Below are 25,700 nucleotides of genomic sequence, written 5' to 3' on the forward strand. Positions count from 1 at the left end.
CGTGTTTGGGCATTGCGGTGTAATGCCCAAACCTTTGTTAATATTCGACTTAACGGGTGGTATAACCACCATTGGCAAAAATGGTTTGTCCAGTAATCCACCAGCCATCTGTCACTAGAAAGCGAACTAAAGGTTCAATATCTTCGATTTTGGTTAAGCCACCTAAAGCAGATGCTGATTTATGATAAGCCACGGCTTCAGGTGCTTCTTGACCGTAGAAAAATGGCGTATCCATTGGACCTGGCGCAACAGCAGTAACGGAGATACCACGTTCACCAAACTCTTTGGATGCCGCACGAGTATAATGTTCGACGGGTGCTTTTAAGCCTTCATAAGTTGAATAAAGCCCAGTATACGCTGCAAGTAAACTGGTCACGATGGTACAGATCTTTCCATTGTCATTGAGATGACGACCTGCCGATTGAATAAAGAAATAGGCAATTTTATTGTTGATGTCATTCATGCCATCAAACTCTTGTTCGGTGGTGTCTAAATATGGTTTTTTCAGCACACGACCTACCGTATTAATCGCAATATCCACGCCACCGAAGTTTTCTTTAGCGGTGATAAACAATTGCTCAATATTTTGAATATCGGATAAATCAGCTTGTACCAAAACGGCTTTTGCGCCGAGTGCCTGTACATCTTTTAAGGTTTGTTCGGCATTGGCTTGGGTGGCAGCACTGTTGTAATGAATCAATAAATTTGCACCTTGTTCAGCGAATTTACGTGAAATCAAGCCGCCTAAGTTTTTTGCGCCGCCTGTGATCAATACGGTTTTTCCATTTAAATGATGTTGTGACATGTGTTTGTCCTGATGTTGTTTTGCATAAAAAACATGCTAATTGAATTTATTTGTTTGAAATAGTTGTTAGTATTGAACTGATTGTGCAAAAAAGTTGAATAATAAAAATGGATAAGATTGATCGTTTAAAAATCTTTTGTTTGGTGGCAGAAAAGCAGTCTTTTGCACAAGCAGCGCTGCAATTGGGATTACCGCGTTCCAATGTGACTTATGCGATTCAAACACTGGAAAAAGAATATGAGGTATTACTGTTTTATCGCACCACGCGCAAAGTGGCATTAACCCATGAAGGTAGTTTGTTTTACGATGAAGCCGTGCGTTTGGTGACACAGTTAAAAGAGCTGAATCGTTTTAAAACCCATGTGCGTAGTCAGGAAGGTAAGATCAGTATTGGTATGCCGAAACGCTTAGCCACACAAGTTTTGATTCCTCATTTATCTGCGTTTTATCAACGTTATCCCAAAGTAAAGGTGTTAGTGAATGGCAGTGATGATTTTTCTAATTTAATCGAGCAACAGCTGGATTGTGTGGTACGCGTCGGACAAGTTCAGGATGAATATTTGCTGATTCGCCCCATTGCCCAAACCGAAATATGGACTGTGGCAGCACCACAATATTTGGCAGAATTTGGTGAACCTCGATGCTTTGAGGAATTACAACAGCACTTCGCGGTGGATTACCATGTCGCTAAACATTATCGAGAGTGGAGTGAGCTTTTATTCCAAGCAGATCGAGTCAAAATGCCTTATCGTTTATTGGTTGAGAATACCGAGGCCTATATTCAGGCTGGTTTAGCAGGCATTGGCATGATTCAAATTCCTGAATTCGATGCAGCGCCTTATGTACAGCAAGGACAGTTACAACGTTTATTTATCGATATTCCAAGTTTGCAGTTACCCGTCAATTTGTTGCTGACTGACCGCCAATACCGTCCTAAATATTTTCAGGACTTTATTGACTGGTTAAATGAATTATTAAAAGCCAAGTTGTAGTGGGAAGGGAGTTGCCAATGCATGTGGACAAAGCAGACAGACAATAAAAAAGCATACCTGAGTATGCTTTTTTATTTTGGCAAGGATTAATACAGACCAAGTAAGAAGCCAGCGCCTAAGGTAAAGAAGCTGAATAACCAGATCCAGCCAAATGAATAGCACAAATGGCGTCCCATATCGGTGCCTGTCAGTCCGACTGCAAGCCAAGTTGCTGGCGAGAATGGACTCACAAATGTTCCTGCATTATTGCCAATCGCCATGGCGTACACGACCGAGTCAGCATTCACTCCAGCGGTAGCGGTAACTTCTTGTACAATCGGTAATAGTGCAAAATAATAAGCATCGGTACTGGTAAAGATGTCCATCGGTACACCTAAGATCCCGACTAGAATATGCAAACTCCCGATCCATGTGCTTGGTAGAATTTTAATTAAATCCAAGGCAATCGATTGCAACATACCTGACTCAGACAAAATTCCGAGGAATGCGCCTGCAGCAAAAATAATGGCAACCATGCTCAATGCTTGAGGTGCATGGCGACCAATCACTTCAATCTGTGTTTTCGGCTGCGGGAAATTGACGATCAAGACCAATGCAAGGGCAATCATAAACACATAAGGTGCAGAGAATAGTCCAAAAGCTAGACAGATAATGGCAGCAACAATCAGACCGAGGTTAAACCATAGATTCTTTGGTTTGGCATCTTCCTGAATATCTTCGGCAAGGTCTTTGGCCATGCAGTCTTGTTCAAATGGCGTGGTACCGAGAGCTTGGGCTGCGAGAATGCGTTTTTTCTCACGTAAGCCCATAAATACGGCAAATACCATCATCCCTGCAACACCCACCACTTGAACGGGAATCAGACTATGCCAGAGTGTAGCAGCATCTAAACCTGTCGCGGCTGAAGCACGTCCTAAAGGTCCGCCCCATGGCACCATATTCATCACACCCATACTACCCGCCATCAGCAATAGCATCAGATAGGGACTCATGCCGAGTTTACGGTACAGGGGCAGTAAGGCAGGAATAATAATCAGAAAGGTTGCAGCACCAGAACCATCCAGATGCACAATTGCGGCAATCACAGTGGTCATCACGGCAACAATCACCACATTGCCACGCGTCATTTGAACCATACGTTTAATCATGGGGTCAAAGACATGTAATTCTTTTAATATACTGAAAAATAAAATAGCGAATAAAAACATCGTCGCTACTTTGGTCACTTTGGCTAGACCAGCTTCAAAGAAGCCAGAAATCTCGCTAATCGAAAAACCAGCAATGAGAGCGCCAATAAGAGGAACAATCGACATGGCTACAATAGGACTGGTTTTTCCAGACATCAGCAGCACAACAATCGTCACAATAATTAGAATACCGATCAGCGTCAGCATTATTTACTCCCTTAAGTTGTAACCTCTTGTCATTGGAAAAGTGTTAAAAAATACACCAAAAATAAAAAATAAAGCGCCGTCCATTATGCATAAAAACTTAATTAATTCTTAAAAATAAGAATAAAAACTACGCAAAAAGCGGATTAAATGAACAAAATGTTTAACTTTAGCCAATAATGCGGTTTAAGTTGCTTTTTTAATTATGTGATAAGTGTGAAAAAAATGGTCTTTTAAATATAGATATAGTCGTGAGAAACCATAAAACTGATCGCTATACTTTTGACATTCATAATTCTTTTGAGTAAAAATTAGAGTAATTACTCTAATTTTAAAAAGAGACGAAAATGCAAATTGGCCGACAAGCTTGGATGACGCAAACCTCAGGTGATTTATCCTTAAAAGATCGTATGTTGCTGTTGAGGCATAGCCTCTTTCCTGTGTTAAAACAGAGTATAAAAATGTATAGTTTGGCGAATCGCAGCAGACCGACTGTTCAACACGAATTGCGTCTGGATGATCTTATTTTGCCTGATAGCGTAGATGTGCAACGAGCTTTAGAGGAGATGCAGTCCTGTAGCTCAACGTCTCTGCAAAATCATTGTCTTCGTACATGGTGTTATGCCATTGCTTTTGCCAAAATGCAAAACATGCAACATGATGATGAATTATTAGGAGTGTCGTGCTTATTGCATGATTTAGGTATGACAGAACAACATTATCAGCATCATCAACATTGTCGTTGTTTTGCAGGACAGGGCGCTTATGCTGCAAGAGATTGGTCTCTTGAACAGGGGTGGCGACCTGCACGCGCTGATCAACTTTTTGAGGTGATCAGTATGCATATGAATCCTTATGTTGAGCTCGATGAGGGGATAGAAGCGCATTTGCTGCAACAAGCGGCCAGTTGTGACGTCATCGGCAGTCGTGGTTTTGAGTTTTCAGAACTGTTTAGACAGCAATTACAGCAAAGATACCCGCGTCTTGATTTTAATCAGATTATGATTAAATTTACTCAACAGGAAGCACAGCAACGTCCTCGATCGCGTACTGCCATGCTGGTGCAGAGTGGGTTTAAGCAGCTTGTGAATTTAAATCCTTATTTGCAATAGCGCTCAAAATAAAAAACCACCTTTGCTTTTTACAAAAGTGGTTTAGATTTAGGACACAATTTATTTAGTGGTCATGTTCAAGATATTCAGGCTTTTTCGGTAATGCCCAGCTACACATGAAACAGATCAATAGCATGATAATAACGTATACGAAGAAGGTATTTTCAATGCCTGCATCTTTAAATAATAACGCTACCGATGGCGCCGAACCACCAAAGAGTGCATTACCCACCGCATAGGAGAAACCTACACCTAATGCACGGACATGCGGCGGGAACATTTCAGCTTTGACTAGACCACTGATAGAGGTATAGAAGCTCAGCAGCATCATCAAGAAAATCAGTAACAGGGTGATAATCACAGGGGAGTCAGCAAAGTTGCGCATACCTGTGACCATGACAGGATAAATAAAGATTGCGCTGAGTAAACTGAATGCCAACATGGAAGCACGACGGCCAATGCGATCTGACAACATGCCGAACAATGGTTGTGCCAACATGAATACAAATAGCGCCGTGGTCATGATAAAGCCAACGGTTTTGCCATCCATACCAATATTGGTGAGGTAGGTTTTTGAATAAACCGTGACCACATAGAAGGTGAGTGAACCAGCTGATGTATAGCCGACAACCAATAGGAAAGTTTTCCAATGCTGTTTAAGCAGGGCAACTAAGCTACCTGATTCTTCACGGTCAGCATCTTCATGTGACAAGGTTTCTTCTAAACGACTACGCGCAAGTAAAGACAATAATGCAGCAATACCGCCGATGACGAAAGGAATACGCCAGCCACCATCATTCAATTGCTGTTCAGTCATAAAGCCCAGCAAGATCACCCCGAGTAAACTTGCAAGTAACTGACCTCCTGAAAGAGTGACGTACTGGAATGATGCAAAGAAGCCTCGTTGCCCTTTTAAGCCGAGTTCACTCATATAGGTCGCAACAGCACCATACTCACCACCGACAGAGAGGCCTTGCAGTAATCGAACCATGAGCAGTAAAAAGGGTGCCCACATTCCGACTTGATCATACGTAGGTAAGGCTGCAAACAGAAATGAACTGAGTGCCATTAAGCAGATGGAAATGACCATAGACTGCTTACGGCCTTGACGGTCAGCAATACGTCCGAATAGCCAACTGCCGATTGGGCGCATGAAAAAGCTGGCACCAAACACCCCCCAAACATAAATGGCTTTGGTGGTTGGTTCCATATCTGGAGCGGTCAATGCATGGGTAAAATAGGCAGCAAAAACGGCATAAATATAGAAATCGAACCACTCAACTAAATTCCCTGATGCCGCACCGACGATACCTTTGATACGACTTCTTTTTTCTTCCTTGCTATATGTCTGACTCATATATGTTCCTTTTCAACCAAGCAAGATTCTGTAACTGAATCTTTACAGAATGTTATATACCGCTAAAGAAGCATGAAAATGACACTATTTTGTATGCTTTTTATGAATGTATTTTTAGATAGGGAGAATAAGGCTAGTTTTTTAGCTAAATCATTGACAGATAAAGAATGTCAGAATGGTCAATATTGAAAATTTAATGTTTTTAAAAGCAATTAATTGAGCTGTATCAGGAGACAATCTAGAAACAAGAACAGGCTAATGTTATGTAAATGGATTGTAATGAAGGCATTTTTAGGATTTTCATCTTTTTATTTTCAATTCAAGACATGGAGTGCTTGTCTTGGAAGGTGAGCGTGGCAATCGCATTGGAAATAAGTGATTCAGAAAATGTGCTAGAAACAAAATTAACAGACGCTACTGATGATAAATGCAGCAAGGCTGTGGATAAGTTTTAGTTTATACACATGGGCAGTTGCGGTTATTGTAAAAAGTTCTTAAAGCAATTGATTGAGGTCTGGAATCGGACAATCTTTTCTCAATGGACACGCTTCACCCTGAGTAAATCGACTTAACATCGTTCTGATTTGATGAAGCTGTGCAATCTTCTCATCTATCAAATCTAACTTGTCTTGGAAAATATTTTGTACTTGTGGGGCAGGGATTTCATCTTGGGCTGTCATCGCTAAAATCTGCTTAATTTCATTGAGCGAGAATCCAAGATTTTTTGCGGTACGAATCAGTTGTAACTGTTGCAGCGTTTGTTCTGAATAATCTTTATAGCCATTATTACAGGTGATGGATTGGATTAACTGCATTTTTTCATAAAAGCGAATGGTATCCCGACTTAAATCCGTCTGTTTTGCCAATTGTCCAATTAACATGGTGATCATCCTTATTATTCTTGAATATGTCTAAAAAATGACTTGACCATAGAGTGTACTCCATCCTTTAGCTTATGCCTATATTCAATCAAAAGAGCATATGAGATGGCGTATAACAACTTAAAAACTCAGCAAGATCAACAAGTCGCTTTGGTCGCAGGTGCAACAGGATTTATTGGTCGCTATTTAATTTTAGAATTATTAAAACAAGGACATAGGGTTTTTGCGTTAATCCGGAATCAAGCTAAACAACAACCCGTGCTCACAAATTGGCTCAGTCAAAAAGGTGTGTCCTTGAATCAATTGAGCTTTATTCAAGGTGATGTGACACAGGCTAAGCTTGCCATCAGCGAGCAAGATTGGAAAAAACTAAGCGCAGTGGATACTTTATATAATAGTAGTGCGTTGTTTGCGTGGAACCTGAGTATGCAACAAGCGCGGGCCGTAAATGTTGAGGGTGCATTGAATTTATTAACTTGTGTTCAGCAATATTGTGTTTTGAAACGTGCAGTACATGTTTCGGGTTATATGTTGACGATCACGGGTCATTTACAGCAAGCAGGGGTTTGTCTTGAACAACCTGAACGTACCGAGTGGCAAGCTGTGTATCAACATTTGGGGGCTTATGAAGCATCGAAGATAGAAGCGCATTTTGCATGGATACGACGTGCACAACAGCTAGCAGTCGATTGGACCATCATTCATCCTGCAACAGTTGTTGGCGATGATGTATCTGGTGAAATTCCCACGAATCAGCCAATCGCACAAATGATTGATTTGCTCAAACGGAGAAAAATGAGTGCCATCCCTGCAACGGCTCAGCATTATCTGCCTTTGGTACGTGTCGATGACCTATGTCGGATAATGGTCAGTGCTTCTGTGGATATGGCTTTGTCGAATCAAGCGATGTTGGCTGTCAGTGAAAATAATCTGGCTTTGCATCAACTCACTCGGATGATTGCAGATCAATTACAGGTGAATGCACCAACCAGACATGTGCCGATTGGGCTGTTAAGATTTATTTTAAAATGGCAATGGTTGGCGAAAAAATTAGAAATGTCTCCGGAAACGCTAAGTTTTCTAAGAACAGAACAGCTGGATCGAGAACGATTGACGCAGTTTCAACAGCGTTGGCAGATTTCGATGGGAAATTTAGAAGCAGCGATCCGTAAAACAACTGATTGGATGAATCAAATCACCCCTTCATAGATATTTTTTCTAAAAAAGCAGCCGATCAAAAGATCGGCTGTTTTTGAATCTTTAAAATGGATTACCAATGTTCACCTGGGAACAAACGTGCATAAGCACGCTGAATTAAATTCAACTTCTCTTGCTCACCAACAGATGCGGTAGAACTTGGGAATAAGTTGAAACCAATCGACATTAAAATGTTGTTAATGTCTGGTGCAATTGCATAGGTAATCGATGCAAGTCGACCTAAATTGGTTGCGATCTTTTTCGGACGCTTCACGATCGCATAGGCAATTAGATCAGCTGCTTCTTCAGGTGAAAGCGTTGGTACATATTTATAAATTTTAGTTGGCGCGATCATTGGTGTGCGGACCAAAGGCATATAAATTGAGGTAATCGCAATTTTGTGTGAGTGAACTTCCGCAGATAAACAACGACTAAATGCATCCAATGCCGCTTTAGACGCAACGTAAGCAGAAAAGCGCGTTGCGTTGGCAAGAACACCAATCGAGCTGATGTTAATGATTTGACCGTCTTTACGCTGCATCATGTGTGGTAAAACATTCAAGACTAAACGTACTGCACCAAAGTAATTTAACTGCATGGTACGTTCGAAGTCATGGAAACGATCAACCGACTCATGTACCGCACGACGGATTGAACGTCCTGCGTTATTTACAAGAATATCAATGTGATCTACTGCTGCTAAGATTTCTTTTGAAACCGCATCAATAGATTCCATATCATTGAGATCACATGGAAATACGGTCGCTTTTCCACCTTCAGCCTCGATCTCAGCTTTGACCTCATCTAACTTCTCTTTGGTACGAGCGAGCAATAAGACATGGGCACCTGCTTGAGCAAGGTATTTTGAAACCGTTAAACCAATACCACTTGATGCTCCTGTGACAATGATTGTTTTACCGTCGACTTTTTGCTGAAAAAGTTTTTTGAGTTTTGCATTCATGTAAGTTACCTACATTAATCACGCTGTTGTTTGCAATGCCTTCTTATTACGATTAAACACTACACTTTATTTTGATGTAATATTAACCGATATTTTTTGTTTGTCTAGTGTAAATCTTTGAAAAATAATGTGTTTTTTAGAGTAAAAGCTCTAAAACAAGATCTTGTAATAGTTGAAAAAGCAATTATATTTTTTAACTTTTGCACAAAAAATAAGCCCCTGAAGAGGGGCTTATTGATTTCATTAAAATTAAACTTGTGCAAGGGCCTGTTCTAGGTCTGCAATCAGATCATCGACATGCTCAATCCCAATAGATAAACGCACTAAGTCTTCACTGACGCCTGCTGATTTGAGCTCTTCTGCATTGAGTTGGCGGTGGGTTGTCGTGGCTGGATGGCAAGCTAGACTTTTGGCATCTCCGATATTCACCAGACGCGTAAATAGCTGTAATGCATCAATAAAGCGGGTGCCGCCTGCCAGACCATCCTGAACACCGAAAGAAAGGATTGCAGAAGGTTTACCTTTCACATACTTTTGTGCCAAATGGTGCTGCGGATGGTCTTTTAGACCAGCATAATTTACCCACTTCACTTTTGCATGTTGTTTTAAATATTCGGCAATTTTGATGGCATTTTCAGTATGACGTTCCATCCGCAGATTTAAGGTTTCCAGTCCTTGTAGGATCAAGAATACGCTTAATGGACTAATTGCCGCACCGGTATTACGTAATGGCACCACGCGCGCACGCGCAATAAAAGCGGCTTCACCCAATACTTCGACATAATTCACGCCGTGATAGCTTGGGTCAGGTGTATTTAAAGCTTTAAAGCGTTCAGGATATTTGCCCCAAGGAAACTTGCCGCTATCGACAATCACGCCACCGATGCTATTGCCATGTCCGCCGATATATTTGGTCAGAGAATGCACAATAATGTCGGCACCAAATTCAAATGGCTTTAATAAGGCAGGTGTCGCTACGGTATTATCAACAATAACAGGCACGCCATACTCATGGGCAATCTTGGCAATCGCTTCAAGGTCGATAATATTGCCAAGGGGATTACCAATCGATTCAACAAAGACCAGTTTGGTCTTTTCATCAATAATCTGACGCAATGCTTCAGGATTTTGATAATCGAAGAAACGCACTTCAATGCCTTGCTTTGGCAGTGTGTGCGCAAATAAATTATAAGTCCCACCGTATAAGGTCGATACGGATGCGATATTGTCACCTGCTTCGGCAATGGTTTGAATCGCGTAAGTAATTGCTGCCATGCCTGATGCTAAAGCTAGTGCCCCAATGCCACCTTCAAGTGCCGCAATACGCTGTTCAAGTACGGCAGTGGTCGGGTTCATAATACGGGTATAGATATTTCCTTGAACTTTAAGATCAAACAAGTCTGCCCCATGTTGTGTATTATCAAAGGCATAAGAGGTGGTTTGATAAATCGGCACTGCCACTGCTTTGGTGGTTGCTTCTGGTGAATATCCCGCATGAATGGCTAAAGTTTCATCTTTATAGGTCATGATTACATCATCTACGTGTGTTAAATATTGATCGAGTCTAGCGTATATTTTATCCAAAATGGTGCATATTTTTTGCGCTTGATAGTGATTTTAGTGATATAGCCTGCCTTTAGCCGTTGCAATTATTTTTGAAAATGACGAAATAATTCAAACCTGTAATGTCTTGCAAAAGAAAATCCTTTGATCCAGACAAACAAATGTCATCTTAACTTCAAGTCAATTGGGTTTTCAGCGTATAATACGCCGATTATTTTATTCGCTATTTTGCGATGTATTCGTTTTTCTTGAGGAGTCCTGCGTGGCCCAATATATTTATACGATGAATCGAGTGTCGAAAATGGTTCCGCCTAAGCGCGAAATCTTGAAAGACATCTCTTTATCATTTTTCCCAGGCGCAAAAATTGGTGTGCTTGGTTTGAACGGTGCTGGTAAGTCAACCTTACTCCGTATTATGGCTGGCGTAGATAAAGATTTCTCAGGTGAAGCTCGTGCACAACCAGGAATCAAGATCGGCTACTTAGAACAAGAACCGCCACTCGACCCAACTAAAGACGTTCGTGGTAACGTTGAAGATGGTGTGCGTGAAGCACTTGATGCTTTAGCTCGTCTTGATCAAGTTTTTGCTGAATATGCTGAGCCTGATGCAGATTTTGATGCGCTTGCAAAAGAGCAGGAAAAATTAGAGTCAATTATCCATGCTTGGGATGCGCATAACCTGAATAACCAGCTTGAAATTGCTGCTGATGCATTGAATCTTCCAGCTTGGGATGCAGATGTATCATTGCTTTCAGGTGGTGAGCGCCGTCGTGTTGCATTATGTCGTTTATTGCTTTCTAAGCCAGATATGTTGCTTCTTGACGAACCGACGAACCATTTAGATGCTGAATCAGTTTCTTGGTTAGAACGTTTCTTGAAAGACTTCCCAGGCACAATCGTTGCGATTACGCATGACCGTTATTTCTTAGATAACGTCGCTGAGTGGATTCTTGAACTTGACCGTGGCATGGGTATTCCTTATCAAGGTAACTATTCTTCTTGGTTAGAACAAAAGAATGCGCGTTTAGAGCAAGAAAACAAGCAAGAAGAATCTTTTGCTAAGGCATTGAAAAAAGAACTGGAATGGGTTCGTTCAAATGCCAAAGGTCAGCAAAAGAAAAACAAAGCGCGTATGGAGCGTTTTGAAGAACTTAACTCACGTGAATTCCAACAGCGTAACGAAACTTCTGAAATTTATATTCCACCTGGCCCGCGCCTAGGCAATAAAGTTGTAGAAGTTGAAGGCATCAGTAAATCATTTGATGGTCGTCTGCTTTATAAGGATTTAACCTTTACCATCCCGCCTACAGCGATTGTCGGTATTGTTGGTCCGAACGGTGCAGGTAAGACAACGCTATTCCGTATGATGACTGGTGAACAGCAACCAGATACGGGTACTGTGACTTTAGGTGAGTCAGTTAAAGTGGCTTACGTGGGTCAGATCCGTGATACTTTGGATAATAATAAAACCGTTTGGGAAGAAGTTTCTGGCGGTTTAGATATCCTAAAAATCGGCGAATACGAAATTGCATCGCGTGCTTATATTGGTCGCTTTAACTTTAAAGGCCAAGATCAACAAAAACGTGTAGGCGAATTATCAGGTGGTGAGCGTAACCGTTTACAACTTGCGAAAATCTTACAGTTGGGTGCAAACGTTATCTTACTGGATGAGCCATCAAACGACTTGGATATCGAAACTTTACGTGCACTTGAGGATGCAATTCTTGTATTCCCTGGTACAGTGATGGTGGTATCGCATGACCGTTGGTTCCTTGACCGTATTGCAACGCATATCTTGTCATTTGAAAACGAACAGCCTGAGTTCTACGAAGGTAACTATGCCGAATATGAAGCATACCGTCAGTCGCGTTTAGGTGATGCAGCAGTAGCAAAACGTTCTAAATATAAAAAGATTACAGGTTAATTCCTGCCAATAAAAAAACCAGCTTTCGAGCTGGTTTTTTTATGCTTATGAAAAGTTGAGTTAACAGAATCTGCGATATCAATAGACTCGGCTGAATTCGGTATTTATTTATTAAAATCACCCCGCATATCAGACCATATTAAGATTGGTGTAACGGTGATGACATCGAAGGCCATAGCTAAAGGATAAAGCACCATGTGGGTCGCACGTTTAACTGGATGCTTGGTGGTGGTCGTTATCTGTTGCTGGAGGAGAATTGGATAAGGTTGTGCTAATTTCTGCTGAATTTTTTTGTGATCTAATCCTTGATAAAGCTGTCCTTTGAAAAATACATTGATATAAGGATAGGGTGCAGTTTGCTGATTTTGGATCAAATCAAAGTTTTGGCGAAAACCTAAAGATTTTAATAAGACTTTTTGCTTTTGATCGAGATCTACCATTCGCGTGTTATAGCGAATTTGTAGTACACCACTGAAATGATTCGGATCATCCATCGTCAGTACCAGAGGCAAGGGACTGGTTAAACTGCGTTGTTCTGCTGGAATCGCATTGAGCAGTGTTAAGAGCTGGGCACTGCCGTCAGTCATTAAATAATTAAAATCCTTTCCTATAAACACTAATCCCTGTTCGGTTTGATTTTGGACGGCTTGACCTAATGCAATAATCTGATCTTGCTTTAAGGTAATTGATGTCGTCTGTGTGCTTTCTTTTGGAAAAGTTTGGTCCAAAAGGGTGGTTGCACAACCGCTGAGACCAAGACAGCTTGTGACGAGGAAAAGTGATAAGATTTTATACATATGGATGGCTCAAAAGTTAGGAAAGTTCTTTCTCTTTAGAATAAAAAACTGTTTTAAATCAGAAGGAAATTTGTACAAAAAAGTTTTGTAATTTTATTACATTGGCATAGCCTGCTATAGTGCGTTTGTGCAATTTACTGTAAGGGTGTGCTGTTGCAACGCTCAACGATTTTTGTGACCGTCTTGCTGAGTTTGTTCATGTTCCAAAGTTTCTGGAATGTGGCTGCAGCTTATTGCGCGCATGAAAAGTCGGGTGAATACAGTACTTCGAATCATTTCGGGCATCACGTTCCTGAAAATGTACAGGTTTCTGAGAAGTATTCAAAACTGGTGGATCAATACGCTTCGGATTTACCGATGCCTTTGAGCTTGCAGGATCACCATGATCATTTGCCTTCTTGTTTTCATGTGGTTGTGACCGAAGCACAGCAACAGTTGAATGAACCTATTTTGCGGACTCATGAAGCACAACCAAAATACTACTGGTCCAATTCCTACCAGTCCCCGCATTTATCAGAACTAAATCCTCCCCCTGTATTGACCCCGCTATAGGTGGGGTAGCCGAAAAATAGCCCACCGCAACCTTATTATTTGCGGGGCTTTATATGTCTTTAAATTTAAATCAGTGTATCTATGCATTTAAGAAAAATGCAGTAGAACATCGTACGCCTTCATTGGCATTCAAATGGCCAGTCTTAGCGATTGCTTTAACGGCTGTGATTTATAGTCAATCTACAGCAGCAGAGGCTTTGCTTGATGTAAATCATGCTTCGACTCAGGCGGCACAGCGAAACCTGAATTTTGAGCAAATCTTGCAGGATGTGAAGCAATATCAAGCTGGCACAGGGGTGTGGCAAACACAGCAAGGAATCGCTGAGGCCAATGTAAAACAAGCGGGGTTATGGTCGAACCCAAGTTTTTCGATTCAGCAAACCGACTTTAGGTCGGGTAAAGATAAAGAGCTGGAGTTTGGTGTTTCTCAGAAATTGGATATTTTTGGTGAACGCCGTGCTGCGGTTAAGCTTGCCGATATACAAGCATCTCAAGTGGGGCTTAATCAGGAACTCTATAACGCGCAACTTGAGTTAGCGGTGAAATATCTGTGGTCACAAGTGGTGGTGTTGGAGCTTGAGCATGATGTAGTTCAGGCACAATTAAAAACCAGTCAAGCGACCTTGGATGCAACACGCTTGAGACTCAAAGCCGGCAGTATTGCGCAGGTCGATTTAGACCGTACCTTGATGGCACATATTGAAAACCAACGTTTATTCCAGCAGACCGAGCTGGCATTAGCCACTGCAAAGCGTCAATTGGCAAATCTGTGGGGTAGTACGGACGGTCGATTCTCCGCTCAGGCAAGCAATGTATGGCCGCAACAGAAAGATTTGCAAGATTACTTGCAGAACAACTTATTTGAGCGTGCCATTCAACTGGATATCGTACGTCAAAAAGCCAATATCGATTATTTAAAAGTATCGAATCGACCGAATCCGACGGTCAATTTAGGCATGGTGCAAAGTAAAAGCGCAGAAACAAATTCGACGGATAACAAGTTCAGAGTCGGCATTGATATTCCGTTGAATATTTTTAATCGCCAGCAATATTCATTGCGTATTGCCAATGCCAAGCAAGATCTACTGGTTAAGCAGCAACAGTTTTATAAGCAACAAAACTTAAATGCGATTCAGACTTTAACTGCAGAGTTATCTGGTCTAAAGCAACAATTTGATCTGGTCAATCAGCGACAAATTCCTTTGTCTGAAACGGTGCAAGAGAAAATGCTACTCGGTTTCAAAGTCGGTAAATATGCAATTACCGATGTGCAGCAAGCCACCATGCAATTGCAGGATCAACGTTTAAATAAGGTGCAGTTACTTAAAAGTGCATGGCAAAAACAGATTGAGGCAGAGAGTTTAGCACTGGGAATTGAACCGAGTATGGTGAGTTCAAGTGATGCATTAAATCAAATTAATCAGACCCTTTGGAAAGATACCAATAACCTTCCCACTGTAATAGGAGCAGAATAATGTCGACAAATAAATCTAAAAAACAGTGGTTTTGGGTTATTCTGGTTGTCGTGGTTGGCTTAATCCTCAGCGCTTTATTATTTTTTACTGGCAAGAACAAAGCCAGTGGTGAAGCGGAGGCAGCGGGTGATAGTCATGCCGAAGGCGAAGAAGGTCATACAGAAGGTGAAGCAGGTCATGGTCAAGAAAGTGAGGAGGGCAGTCTGAATCTGACCCCAAAACAGATGACTGAGTATGGCGTTAAACTGGCTCAGGTTGGTGTAGGTGAAGTTGGGCAGCAATTTGCTTACCCTGCAAAACTGGTGACCAATACTGATCAGCAAGCACATGTTTCAGCCACCTTTGCTGGACGTGTGGAAAGCGTCAATGCAGTATTGGGTCAACAAGTCAAAAAAGGGCAAGTTTTAGCCACTCTATTTATCCCTGATTTGGTGGATCAACAAGCCAATTTAAGTATTGCCCAAGAAGCTTTAACCCTTGCCCAGCAAGATTATCAACGTGAAAAACAACTTTGGGAACAAGGCGTTTCTGCGCGTCAGGATTATCAACGTGCTTATAACGCTTATCGTCAGGCACAGATTCAGGTACAAGCTGCACGTAGCCGCTTATCTGCTCTAGGTGCATCGAGCGGCAGTCAGGGGCGTTATGTTTTGACCGCGCCTTTAAGTGGTGTGGTGAGTTTGAAAGATATTGTAGTTGGCGAACAAATTACTGCAGATAAGCAGTTATTTGTGATCGATCAACTCGATCAACTCTGGATTGAATTTATCTTACCGAGTGTGAATAACATCAATGTCCAACCAGATCAGCAGATCGAGTTTAAGTCGCTGCAAACCAATAATAGCTTTAAAGCACAAATCCAAACTTTAACGACCGCGGCAGATACGCAGACAGGTCGTTTACAGGTTCGTGCCAAAGTACTGACACCTGCCAAAGAATTACGACCGAATCTGATGGTGAATGTATTGTTGGATGGCACGGATAAAAAACCTGTGCTACGTGTTGCTAAAGCAGCGATTCAGCAGATCGAGGGCAAAGCTACAGTTTTCGTGGCCAAGCAAGAGAAAGGCCAAATGCATTTCACGCCAACACCTGTACAGCTGGGTAATTACTCAAGTGATGGGCTTTGGGTCGAAATTCAATCTGGCCTGACTGAAAAACAGCAATATGTTAGTCAGGGTAGTTTCCTTTTGAAATCTGAGATTGAGAAAGGAGAGGCCGAGCATGGACACTAAAGATAATTTGGGGCTTCCACCTGCGGAAGGCCTATTTGACCGTATTATTCAATTTTCCATTCGCAATGCGATTTGGGTCATGCTATTTGTCGTCGCATGGATTGGTGTCGGAATTTATAGCTATCAGAAGCTTTCAATTGATGCCGTTCCTGACATTACCAATGTACAGGTGCAAATTAACAGTCAGGCGGGTGGATTTACCGCCCCCGAAGTTGAACAACGGATTACCTATCCGATTGAAAATGCCATGTCGGGTATTCCTAATCTGGAACAAACTCGTTCGATTTCCCGTTACGGCTTATCTCAAGTCACGGTGATTTTTAAAGATGGTACCGATATCTATTGGGCACGTCAGCTGATTAACCAGCGTTTACAAGAAGCTAAAAGTGCCTTGCCTGATGATATTGATCCACAAATGTCACCAATTTCGACAGGTCTCGGTGAGATTTATCAGTGGGTGGTCAAGGCTGAACCAAATGCCAAAAAGGCAGATGGTACACCGTATCAAGCCATGGACTTACGTGAAATTCAGGACTGGATTATTCGCCCTCAATTACAACGTGTGCCGGGTGTTGCTGAAATCAATACGATTGGTGGATACAACAAGACCTATGTGGTTTCTCCTGACCTGAAACGTTTGCAACAACTGCAAATACCATTAACAGATTTGCAAACTGTACTCACTGAAAACAATGAAAACCGTGGTGCCGGTTTTATTGAAGAAAATGGGCAGCAACTCACCGTTCGTATTCCGGGCATGTTAAAGACCGTACAGGACATTGAGAATGTCACGGTCAGTACCAAGAATGGTTTACCGATTCGTGTTGCCGATGTTGCAACAGTTTCGATTGGGCATGATCTAAGAACAGGTGGTGCAACCTACAACGGTGAAGAAACCGTACTCGGTATTGCCATGATGATGATGGGCGAGAACAGTAAATCTATCGCCCAAGCCTTAGATAGCAAGATGCAGGAAATCAAACGCTCATTACCTGAAGGTGTGGTGATTGAAACCGTATACAACCGTAGTCATCTAGTTGATAAAGCCATTAAAACGGTGGCCAAGAACCTGATTGAAGGTGCAATCCTTGTCATTGTGATCCTATTTGTGTTCTTGGGGAACTTCCGTGCTGCACTGATTACCGCCTGTATTATTCCGCTGTCGATGTTATTTACGCTGACAGGCATGGCAGAGCAAAAGATCAGTGCCAACTTGATGAGTTTGGGGGCATTGGATTTCGGGATTATTGTCGATGGTGCGGTGGTGATTGTCGAAAACTGTATTCGACGATTGGCAGAAGCACAACATCATAAAGGTCGACTACTAACCCGTTCAGAACGTTTTACCGAAGTCTTCTTGGCAGCAAAACAAGCCCGACGTCCGCTGATTTTTGGACAAATCATCATTATGGTGGTGTATTTGCCAATCTTTGCGCTAGCAGGTGTGGAAGCAAAAATGTTCCATCCTATGGCGGTGACAGTGGTATTGGCATTAATCGGAGCAATCATTTTATCTGTGACTTTTGTTCCTGCAGCGGTGGCTTTATTTGTCACAGGCGAGGTAAAAGAAAAAGAAAGTCGCTGGATGGCTGCATTGAAACGCAATTATGAGGCCTTGTTGGATAAAGCCTATGCCTTTCGTTATGTGGTGGTGGCAGGTGCAGTGACTATTTTGATACTCACTGCTGCGATTGGTTCGCGTGTCGGGAGTGAGTTTGCACCGCAACTGAGTGAAGGAGACTTTGCTTTACAATTGATGCGTGCACCGAGTACGGGGATTGAAGAGTCGCTCAAAATTCAGGAAAGTGTTGAAAAGCAGTTGCTTGCAGAATTTCCTGAAATCAAAGCAATTTTTGCGCGTACAGGAACGGCCGAAGTAGCAACAGATGTAATGCCTCCGAATATTTCTGATGCAATCGTTCTGTTAAAACCGCGTGATCAATGGCCCGATAAGTCGGAAACCATCGATGAGTTGCGTAGCAAAATGTTGGCTTATGTTGAGAAAATTCCTGGCAATAACAGTGAGTTTTCACAACCGATTGAATTACGTTTCAACGAACTGATCTCAGGGGTGCGTAGTGATATTGGGGTGAAAATTTTTGGTGATGATATGCAGGTATTGAACCAAGAAGCAGAAAAAGTCGCTCAAACCTTAAGAACCATCACAGGCTCAAGTGAAGTGAAGGTTGAGCAAACTGACGGCTTACCTTTGCTCAATGTTGATATTGATCATGCATTGGCTGCGCAATATGGTTTATCAGTGAAATCAATTCAAGATTTAGTTGCGGCAAGTATCGGCGGACAAAGTGTTGGGCAGATTTTACAGGGTGACCGTCGCTTCGATTTTGTGGTGCGTTTAGATGACGTGATGCGGACCCCTCAGCAATTAGCCATGCTGCCGATTCAACTACCGAATGGTGGTCTGATCAAATTGCAAGATGTGGCTAAAGTTGAAAATATCTTGGGTTTGGCACAGCTTAGTCGTGAGAATGGGAAGCGTCGTGTTGTCGTGACCACCAACGTACGCGATCGTGATTTGGGTTCGTTCGTGGGAGAGATGCAGCAGAAACTTGCACAGCAAAAATTACCAAGTGGTTATTGGCTTGGTTATGGCGGTCAGTTTGAAAATCTGGCCTCTGCTAAAGCCAGAATGCAAATTGTGGTGCCATTGGCATTGCTGATGATCTTTGTTCTGTTAATGGCAGTGTTTAATAATTTTAAAGAAAGCTTGCTGGTGTTTAGTGGCGTGCCATTTGCCTTGTCAGGCGGTTTGGTGGCGCTGTGGTTACGCGATATTCCATTGTCGATGTCTGCGGGTGTTGGCTTTATTGCGCTATCTGGCGTGGCCGTATTGAATGGTCTGGTGATGCTGAGCTTTATCAAAGAGCTGAGAGAACAATACGATGTCCATTATGCAACATGGCATGGCGCCGTATTGCGTCTACGACCTGTTCTAATGACGGCTTTTGTCGCATCGCTGGGCTTTATTCCTATGGCGATTGCCACGGGTACGGGTGCTGAAGTACAACGTCCGTTAGCAACCGTGGTGATTGGCGGGATTATTTCATCTACCTTACTAACCTTGTTGATCTTGCCTGTGGTTTATCGTTGGATGAATGAGGCTAAAGAGCGAAAAAGTCAGGAAACCGCAACTTAATCCATTTATGCTATCTTCTTAATGAAGCACTTTATTAAGAAGAATCTGAACCAGCCAAAGCTATCCCAGCTTTGGCTGACTATAAGACCTGAAACAGATGGGTCTTATTTTGATAATGATAAGGAGTCCAACATGAGTGGACATCAAGGGCATGATCATAGTCATGCAGTCGTTACTGAAGGCAATGCAAAAAAACTTACGATCGCGTTGGTATTAACCTCAACATTCTTAATCGTTGAAGTGGTCGCGGGTTTAATTACACAAAGTTTGGCTTTATTATCCGATGCTGCGCATATGTTTACCGATGCTGCTGCTTTAGCGATTGCTCTAGCTGCAATTAAAATCGCGAAACGTCCTGCGGATAATAAGCGTACTTTTGGCTATCAACGTTTTGAAATTTTGGCGGCATTATTTAACGCGTCGATGCTATTCTTTGTGGCAATCTATATTCTTTATGAAGCCTACCAACGTTTTACTCAACCACCTGAGATTCAAAGTGTTGGCATGTTGATTGTGGCATCATTGGGTCTGATCATTAATTTGATTTCGATGAAGATTTTGATGTCGAGTGCGGCGGAAAGCCTGAATATGAAAGGTGCATATCTCGAAGTGTTGAGTGATGCACTGGGTTCGGTGGGTGTGATTATTGGTGCGATTGTAATTTATTACACCAATTGGTATTGGGTCGATACCATTCTCGCGGTTGCCATCGGTTTTTGGGTATTACCGAGAACATGGATTCTGCTCAGACAGAGTATCAATATTTTATTGGAAGGCGTGCCTGAAGAAGTCGATATTGAAAAACTACGCAATGATTTACTTGCACTCGATGGGGTGGAAAGTATCCATCAATTGAAGGTATGGGCGATCACATCAAAGAATATTCATCTTACAGTGCATCTGTTTGCTCCGAATGCAGATCGTAATCAGCTACATCGTGCGGCAATTGATATGCTGGCGCATAAGCATGAGATTGGTGAGGTTACCTTGCAAATTGAAGATGATGCAGAAATGAATTGTCAGCATACGCATCAACATGATGAAGAATTAGAACATGATCCGTCACATCAGCATTAAGCTGATGTGAGGTGTAACACTTTTAATGTGATCTTAATTTTGCCATTCATTGTTGCAGTCACGGCATTTCCAATGCTTTTGTGCCTGCATAAAGGATTGCATTGAAATTTTAAAATCAGGCAAATCACGCCAAAATAAAACGCCTGCAATCACACAGATGACAAAGACGACCACGGTTGCGATTTGTAGACCTTGACCTGCGCCATTGCCAAAAATCCACATCGCAACACTAATCAAGACCAAGATCAATAAAATGAAAATAGCTGGGACGAGAAGTACTAAACTTTTTGGCACATTCGGGCGCGGGCTGTTGGCACCCTGACTCGCAGGCATAATCTTCACACTTTGACATTTCGGGCAGCGGTATTGCATAGAGGATTCCTATTCTGTTTTGTCTATTTTAGCGAAATTTATGTAAAAGCAAAAATCCTGAGCGTTTCAAATACATAAATTTACTTATTTTTTCCAATGTGCGTATATAGCATCCTGCATATACGGTTGCCTAGAAGGCCACGCTACAGCTCGTCTAAAGCTGTTCGCAAAAGGGTGTTCAGTCTGCTAAGTTGCGAGATGAACTGGCTGAATAGTGCGAAAGGAAACGCATGTTACCCACCAAGATTCTAAAATTGCGTTTGTCACGCATACAGAAAGGAAAAGAGCATCTTTCAACTCAAGATAAGTTGATGCTGGTGAGCATGGAAAGTCCTGATCTGAGTGCTCATTTCCTATTGCGGTTATTTAAAGTTTCCTTACCCAAACACTGGAAATTTAAACATGAGAATGATGAAGATATTCTCTATTCCACAGAATTGATTCAACTGATTGAAGATGAGCTACTTGCTGCTTATGAATTTCATGCGCGTAAATACGCTTGGTATGAACAATGCTTGATGTATCGACTTAATTTCATCGTGACACAACCGACACAGCAGCAAATCAACGGCTATTTACGTCAACTTGATCGTTGTTTAGATCAACAACCTAAAATTGAATTACTCAACTATTTCCAACAGCACTATCCAACTGCTCAACACGCCATCGCTTTAGCGAAAGCCTATGCGGGTGCAGCAAAATATGACCAAGCAATTGAATGGTATGAATGGGCAGCCCAGCAATCTACTCAGCGTCATGAAATTGCATTTTATGCATATATTGACTGTTTATTAAGTCGAAATCAGCCTGAATATAAACTGCAAGTAAGTGATGCTGAATATGCCATGCATCTGCTGGTTCACTATCAAAAGCCAATTGACCAGAAAAATTATGACAAGACCTTGCAACGCGCGGTGAGTCAGTTGTTGCCTGAGTCCATCTTAAAAACGCGAGTCACTGAAAGCAAGCTCTTGGCAGATGTTGGACGTGGCTTAAATTCACTGGGAAAATCTCTCAATGGAATGCTGGGTGCTAAGGAGTCGCATATTCCTTTTAGTCAGGCCGTAATTGCACATGCACCGCAATTATTAAGTGAAGCTCGTATAGTAGAAGGTCTGGCACAGTCTGCAAGTTTGCAAAAGGCGTTACAACGCTTGTTGCAGGTTGAAGAAAGTTCATCATCAGATAGCGCACATTTGCTTGCTCAGTTATGGCGAGTGTTGCAACAAGATGCAAATCGTTTGGAAGTATTGCTGCAACCTGAACAAAAAATTGAACTGGCTACTTTACTTACTCAGACTGAATCGACACATATCGTCGAGCTAAGTCTCGGTCAAATTCGGATCATCTTAGAACAAGGTCTTATGGCTTATCTGGGGGATGTGCGTTTGAATAAACAACATCCAGAGCGAGCAGCATTGTATGCGCAGCGAGACATTGTGGTTCAGGAAATGAAAACCTTTGCTGTGTGGTTCTACCAAGAGGTCCTGAATCCATATTTACAACAGCAAATGAAACAGTTTAGACAGGTTGATCATTTGCTTAAACAGTGGAATGAAGTTGCACTTAGTAGTGGATTATTCGCCTTGCAGTTTGAAATGCAAAAACGTACTCAAGACTTAGTGGCGTGGATGCAGACAAAGTTAGAAAAAGGCAATGAATTGGATCAGATGCAAGCAGCTTGGGTGGCACTGCGTGAATTGTCGAATTTTGGTATTGGCCAAGAAAAGATACAACGGCTTGAGTCCGCATTGGAGCAGTATAAAGCACTTCGTTTGAGCCAGATTCAATTTGTGCAAGCAGAGAATAACGAGTAGATGAAGGATGGAAATTTCGGAATGGAAGCGATGATTTGATGACGTAAATAATTTAGTATCGCGCAACAAAAATACGCAAATTGCTGTGCAGGGCATGCTAATCTACAGAAAAACGTCTAATAAGTTCATAAAGCAGATCGACGCTCATAAGAAATGAGTCAGCAAGAAAGGGAAGAGGGAGAACATCTTGAATCGACAAGATGATAAAAAGGCGATGTTCGATATTATGCCAGCAGATGAATCATCATCTGATGATAAACCATCATTATCACGTCGACTGATCAATAAAACATTGCAACATGCACAAGATGCGGTTGAATTTGCCAGTGATACCTCACGTAATATCGCTGGGGTGGCAGATGCAGCATTAGATGCTTTAGATCATGTAACACATCATACCAAGCGGGGTGTTGAAGGGGTACGCAATACCGTTCGTGACATGGTTTCAGAAACCAGTGAAGCGGCACGTCAAGTTGCATTAACGATGGCAAGAGCATCGCTAGGAAAAAGTAGTCTCACCTTATATTTACCTGAAATGCTGCTTAATAATCAGATCCGAAAACGTATGGATCGTTCTGAAATCGATGATATTAAAATTGAATGTGGCAATGATCGCTTCCACATTGAGTTAGATGGACATTATCGTCGTTTTCTGTATCGTCTTTCGCTCGAATTTAATGTGCTGGAGTGTCGTATCGGGCAGGAAAAATATTTGCGTCTGCGCCAAGTTGATGAGCATCTTGATTTGCAGATTCGTCATGGCGGAACTTTAACCAACTGGGCAGCGCGTCGGGTGGGTAATGTCAGCTTTGAGGTGATTAACTCTTTACCGATTCCATTCCTGATTAATCATTTGATTCGTGATGTGCCTGGCATTCAGAAGGAAGGGCATCGTCTTTGGTATATCGATCTTGAAGAAGCGGGTTTTATTGATTTCATTAATAACCGTTCTTGGATGGTTGATAAACTGTTAAGTCTGACTGATTTTAGTATTTTACCTGGTTTGAATATTTTGCAAGAAAGCCGTGATTTGGTACAACAATTGGTGGACCAATTTGAGATTCGCGGTTTACGAGTACAATCAGGTCGTTTAGAAGTTCAGGTCGGTATTGGCAGCGAATAAGCAATAAAAAAGCCACTGTAAATGCAGTGGCTTTTTTAGAATATGGCGTCCCTACGGGGATTCGAACCCCGGTTACCGCCGTGAAAGGGCGATGTCCTAGGCCTCTAGACGATAGGGACTTATCGGAGGAGATTTACTTACAGAATATGAAACATATCGCTTGTAAGCCTAAATTCTCAGCAAGATGATTTATCTTTGCCTTTCCTCGAATTTAGTGGCGTCCCTACGGGGATTCGAACCCCGGTTACCGCCGTGAAAGGGCGATGTCCTAGGCCTCTAGACGATAGGGACGTTTCAGAGGTGGGCGTATATTAGGGTGAATTAGATAGGGTGTCAAACACTTTTCTGAATAAAATTTAAAAAAAGTGAATAAGTGTCTAAAAATAAAACATATCGCAGAATAAATAATCAAAAATAAGCAGTTAAGCGAAAAAATCATCAAATAAATGGTTTATTAGTAGATATAAAAAATGCAGCTTAAGCTGCATTTTTCTGAGATTTGATTATTTACGGTTTCGATAGAAAACATAATGACTTAGGTAACATGCTGCAATAAACAGCAAACAACCAATAAAGCCTGCTTGCATCTCAGGATCTGCCGCCATACTTAAGCCAGTAATAAAACAGAAGATAAAACCTAAGATGGGTACGATAGGATAAAGCGGTGCAGCAAATTTTAAGTCTTTTGCGCTATGTCCCGCTTTGTACCATTGGCGTCTAAAGTTAAATTGACTCCAGCAAATGCTCATCCAAACAATGACCATGGTAAATGCTGCAACACCTAATAAATTCTTAAAAATCGTCTCAGGGGCAAAGTGTTCTGATAACAGACCTGGAATCGCACCAAACATGGTCACGACAAGCGCAATAATCGGGGTGCCACTTTTTGATAAGCGCGAGAATACACTTGGTAACTGACGCTGATCTGATAAAGACCACATCATACGTGATGCAGCATAAAGACCCGAGTTTGCAGCAGAGAGGAGTGCAGTAATAATTACGAAACGGATAATATCATCGGCATAAGGAATACCAATGTAGTTAAATACCGTAACGAAAGGACTGCTACTCACCCCTTCACCGCCTAAGCCAGCGACTTGGAATGGAAGTAAAGCACTGATCACCACGATTGTGCCGACAAAGAAAATCAATAAACGCCAGATCGCGGCATTGATTGCCTTTGGAACATTCTCAGCAGGGTCTTTGGTTTCACCTGCAGCAACACCAATCAATTCTGTGCCAGAAAAGGCAAAATTAACAATCAACATGGTGGTAAAGATTGGAATAAGTCCTTGTGGGAACCAACCGTGTGCAGTCAAATTATGAAATAGTGGTGCTGATTCATAACCTTGGAATGGAATGAAACCAAAAATAGCCATCAAGCCTAGAATGATAAAGGCAATGACGGTGACTACTTTAACTAAGGCCAACCAGAATTCGGATTCGGCGAACATTCGGGTTGAGGTGAGATTTAAACCCAAAATGGTGACAGCAAAAATAATGGTCCAAATCCACATGGAAATGTGCGGAAACCATTCCTGCATCAGTAAGGCGGCAGCGGTAAATTCTGTACCTAAAGTTGCGGTCCATGTGAGCCAGTAGACCCAAGAAATCATATAACCTGTGCCTGGACCAATATATTTTTGAGCGTATGCACCAAAAGATCCAGCAACAGGCATGTGTACTGCAAGCTCACCTAAGCAGAGCATGACCATATAAGCAATTAAACCACCTAAAACATAGGCAATAATTGCACCCACAGGGCCGGTTTGAGCGATAACTTCGCCAGAACCTAAAAACAAACCTGTACCAATCGCGCCACCTAAAGAAAGCATGACTAAATGGCGAGTACTCATGGCACGCTTTAGCGTTGTTGGTTCTGAATTCGCATTTGAGTTGGAAGATTGCATAC

20 protein-coding genes and 2 tRNA genes are annotated in these 25,700 nt (G+C 42.0%); 11 read left to right on the forward strand and 11 right to left on the reverse strand.

The features are described from left to right. Positions 1-49 precede the first annotated feature (49 nt). Positions 50-805: an SDR family oxidoreductase gene (locus FPL17_RS15500; RefSeq protein ID WP_159886030.1), complete on the reverse strand. Its 756-nt coding sequence runs from the start codon at positions 803-805 to the stop codon at positions 50-52. Between the two features lie 107 nt (positions 806-912). Here FPL17_RS15500 and FPL17_RS15505 point away from each other — a divergent pair, with 107 nt between their 5' ends. After that, entirely contained in the window at positions 913-1,797 is an 885-nt protein-coding gene (locus FPL17_RS15505) for a LysR family transcriptional regulator (protein WP_159886032.1), read from the forward strand. Positions 1,798-1,883: 86 nt separating this feature from the next. Here the strand turns inward: FPL17_RS15505 and FPL17_RS15510 are convergent, their stop codons facing one another. Beyond that, positions 1,884-3,191 carry a CitMHS family transporter gene (locus FPL17_RS15510; RefSeq protein WP_159886034.1) on the reverse strand — a complete coding sequence of 436 codons (1,308 nt, stop codon included), beginning with the start codon at positions 3,189-3,191 and terminating at the stop codon, positions 1,884-1,886. Positions 3,192-3,535: 344 nt separating this feature from the next. On the opposite strand from FPL17_RS15510, the gene FPL17_RS15515 reads away from it, so the two are divergent. Further along, the gene (locus FPL17_RS15515) at positions 3,536-4,300 is read left to right on the forward strand and encodes an HD domain-containing protein (protein WP_159886036.1); all 765 of its coding nucleotides are present in this window, start codon (positions 3,536-3,538) and stop codon (positions 4,298-4,300) included. Between the two features lie 64 nt (positions 4,301-4,364). Here FPL17_RS15515 and FPL17_RS15520 read toward each other — a convergent pair whose 3' ends face one another. Continuing rightward, on the reverse strand, positions 4,365-5,657 hold the full coding sequence (locus FPL17_RS15520; protein WP_159886038.1) for an MFS transporter: 1,293 nt from the start codon (positions 5,655-5,657) through the stop codon (positions 4,365-4,367). A 494-nt stretch (positions 5,658-6,151) separates the two neighbouring features. Continuing rightward, positions 6,152-6,538: a MerR family DNA-binding protein gene (locus tag FPL17_RS15525; protein WP_159886040.1), complete on the reverse strand. Its 387-nt coding sequence runs from the start codon at positions 6,536-6,538 to the stop codon at positions 6,152-6,154. A gap of 105 nt (positions 6,539-6,643) precedes the next feature. Here FPL17_RS15525 and FPL17_RS15530 point away from each other — a divergent pair, with 105 nt between their 5' ends. Next, the gene (locus tag FPL17_RS15530; RefSeq protein ID WP_159886042.1) at positions 6,644-7,747 is read left to right on the forward strand and encodes an SDR family NAD(P)-dependent oxidoreductase; all 1,104 of its coding nucleotides are present in this window, start codon (positions 6,644-6,646) and stop codon (positions 7,745-7,747) included. Between the two features lie 61 nt (positions 7,748-7,808). On the opposite strand, the gene FPL17_RS15535 is transcribed toward FPL17_RS15530, so the two are convergent. Continuing rightward, positions 7,809-8,696: an SDR family NAD(P)-dependent oxidoreductase gene (locus FPL17_RS15535; protein ID WP_004803857.1), complete on the reverse strand. Its 888-nt coding sequence runs from the start codon at positions 8,694-8,696 to the stop codon at positions 7,809-7,811. A 249-nt stretch (positions 8,697-8,945) separates the two neighbouring features. Beyond that, positions 8,946-10,223, reverse strand: a complete 1,278-nt coding sequence (locus tag FPL17_RS15540) for an O-acetylhomoserine aminocarboxypropyltransferase/cysteine synthase family protein (RefSeq protein ID WP_159886044.1) — start codon at positions 10,221-10,223, stop codon at positions 8,946-8,948. Positions 10,224-10,521: 298 nt separating this feature from the next. Between FPL17_RS15540 and ettA the strand changes: the two genes are divergently transcribed. Further along, entirely contained in the window at positions 10,522-12,183 is a 1,662-nt protein-coding gene (ettA, locus tag FPL17_RS15545; protein WP_005185595.1) for an energy-dependent translational throttle protein EttA, read from the forward strand. A gap of 104 nt (positions 12,184-12,287) precedes the next feature. Here ettA and FPL17_RS15550 read toward each other — a convergent pair whose 3' ends face one another. Next, positions 12,288-12,980: a YidX family protein gene (locus FPL17_RS15550; protein ID WP_159886046.1), complete on the reverse strand. Its 693-nt coding sequence runs from the start codon at positions 12,978-12,980 to the stop codon at positions 12,288-12,290. Between the two features lie 153 nt (positions 12,981-13,133). Between FPL17_RS15550 and FPL17_RS15555 the strand changes: the two genes are divergently transcribed. The 5 genes from FPL17_RS15555 to FPL17_RS15575 all read left to right on the forward strand — a co-directional run bounded on the left by FPL17_RS15555 (position 13,134) and on the right by FPL17_RS15575 (position 20,476). After that, positions 13,134-13,532: a cation efflux protein, CzcI-like gene (locus tag FPL17_RS15555; protein ID WP_212749401.1), complete on the forward strand. Its 399-nt coding sequence runs from the start codon at positions 13,134-13,136 to the stop codon at positions 13,530-13,532. Positions 13,533-13,585: 53 nt separating this feature from the next. Next, positions 13,586-15,007 (forward strand): TolC family protein, encoded by a 1,422-nt coding sequence (locus FPL17_RS15560; protein WP_159886048.1) that lies wholly within the window; start codon positions 13,586-13,588, stop codon positions 15,005-15,007. Further along, positions 15,007-16,242: an efflux RND transporter periplasmic adaptor subunit gene (locus FPL17_RS15565; RefSeq protein WP_159886050.1), complete on the forward strand. Its 1,236-nt coding sequence runs from the start codon at positions 15,007-15,009 to the stop codon at positions 16,240-16,242. The genes FPL17_RS15560 and FPL17_RS15565 overlap by 1 nt, the downstream gene beginning before the upstream one ends. Beyond that, complete coding sequence (locus FPL17_RS15570) at positions 16,232-19,399, forward strand: efflux RND transporter permease subunit (RefSeq protein ID WP_159886052.1); 3,168 nt, start codon at positions 16,232-16,234, stop codon at positions 19,397-19,399. The genes FPL17_RS15565 and FPL17_RS15570 overlap by 11 nt, the downstream gene beginning before the upstream one ends. Positions 19,400-19,531: 132 nt before the next feature. Beyond that, positions 19,532-20,476 carry a cation diffusion facilitator family transporter gene (locus FPL17_RS15575; RefSeq protein ID WP_151715715.1) on the forward strand — a complete coding sequence of 315 codons (945 nt, stop codon included), beginning with the start codon at positions 19,532-19,534 and terminating at the stop codon, positions 20,474-20,476. 33 nt (positions 20,477-20,509) lie between these two features. Here the strand turns inward: FPL17_RS15575 and FPL17_RS15580 are convergent, their stop codons facing one another. Continuing rightward, entirely contained in the window at positions 20,510-20,848 is a 339-nt protein-coding gene (locus FPL17_RS15580; protein ID WP_005185581.1) for a hypothetical protein, read from the reverse strand. A gap of 230 nt (positions 20,849-21,078) precedes the next feature. Here FPL17_RS15580 and FPL17_RS15585 point away from each other — a divergent pair, with 230 nt between their 5' ends. Next, positions 21,079-22,665: a hypothetical protein gene (locus FPL17_RS15585; RefSeq protein WP_159886054.1), complete on the forward strand. Its 1,587-nt coding sequence runs from the start codon at positions 21,079-21,081 to the stop codon at positions 22,663-22,665. A 187-nt stretch (positions 22,666-22,852) separates the two neighbouring features. Further along, positions 22,853-23,788, forward strand: coding sequence for a hypothetical protein (locus tag FPL17_RS15590; protein WP_005185574.1), 936 nt, complete (start codon positions 22,853-22,855; stop codon positions 23,786-23,788). A gap of 43 nt (positions 23,789-23,831) precedes the next feature. Here FPL17_RS15590 and FPL17_RS15595 read toward each other — a convergent pair. From FPL17_RS15595 to FPL17_RS15605, 3 genes are all read right to left on the reverse strand, one after another. Further along, positions 23,832-23,907: transfer RNA gene (locus tag FPL17_RS15595), tRNA-Glu, on the reverse strand. A gap of 96 nt (positions 23,908-24,003) precedes the next feature. After that, a tRNA-Glu gene (locus FPL17_RS15600) sits at positions 24,004-24,079 on the reverse strand. A 212-nt stretch (positions 24,080-24,291) separates the two neighbouring features. Next, positions 24,292-25,698 (reverse strand): amino acid permease, encoded by a 1,407-nt coding sequence (locus FPL17_RS15605; protein ID WP_005185572.1) that lies wholly within the window; start codon positions 25,696-25,698, stop codon positions 24,292-24,294. Between the last annotated feature and the right edge of the window lie 2 nt (positions 25,699-25,700).

This window comes from Acinetobacter dispersus (assembly GCF_009884975.1).
Lineage (GTDB): Bacteria > Pseudomonadota > Gammaproteobacteria > Pseudomonadales > Moraxellaceae > Acinetobacter > Acinetobacter dispersus.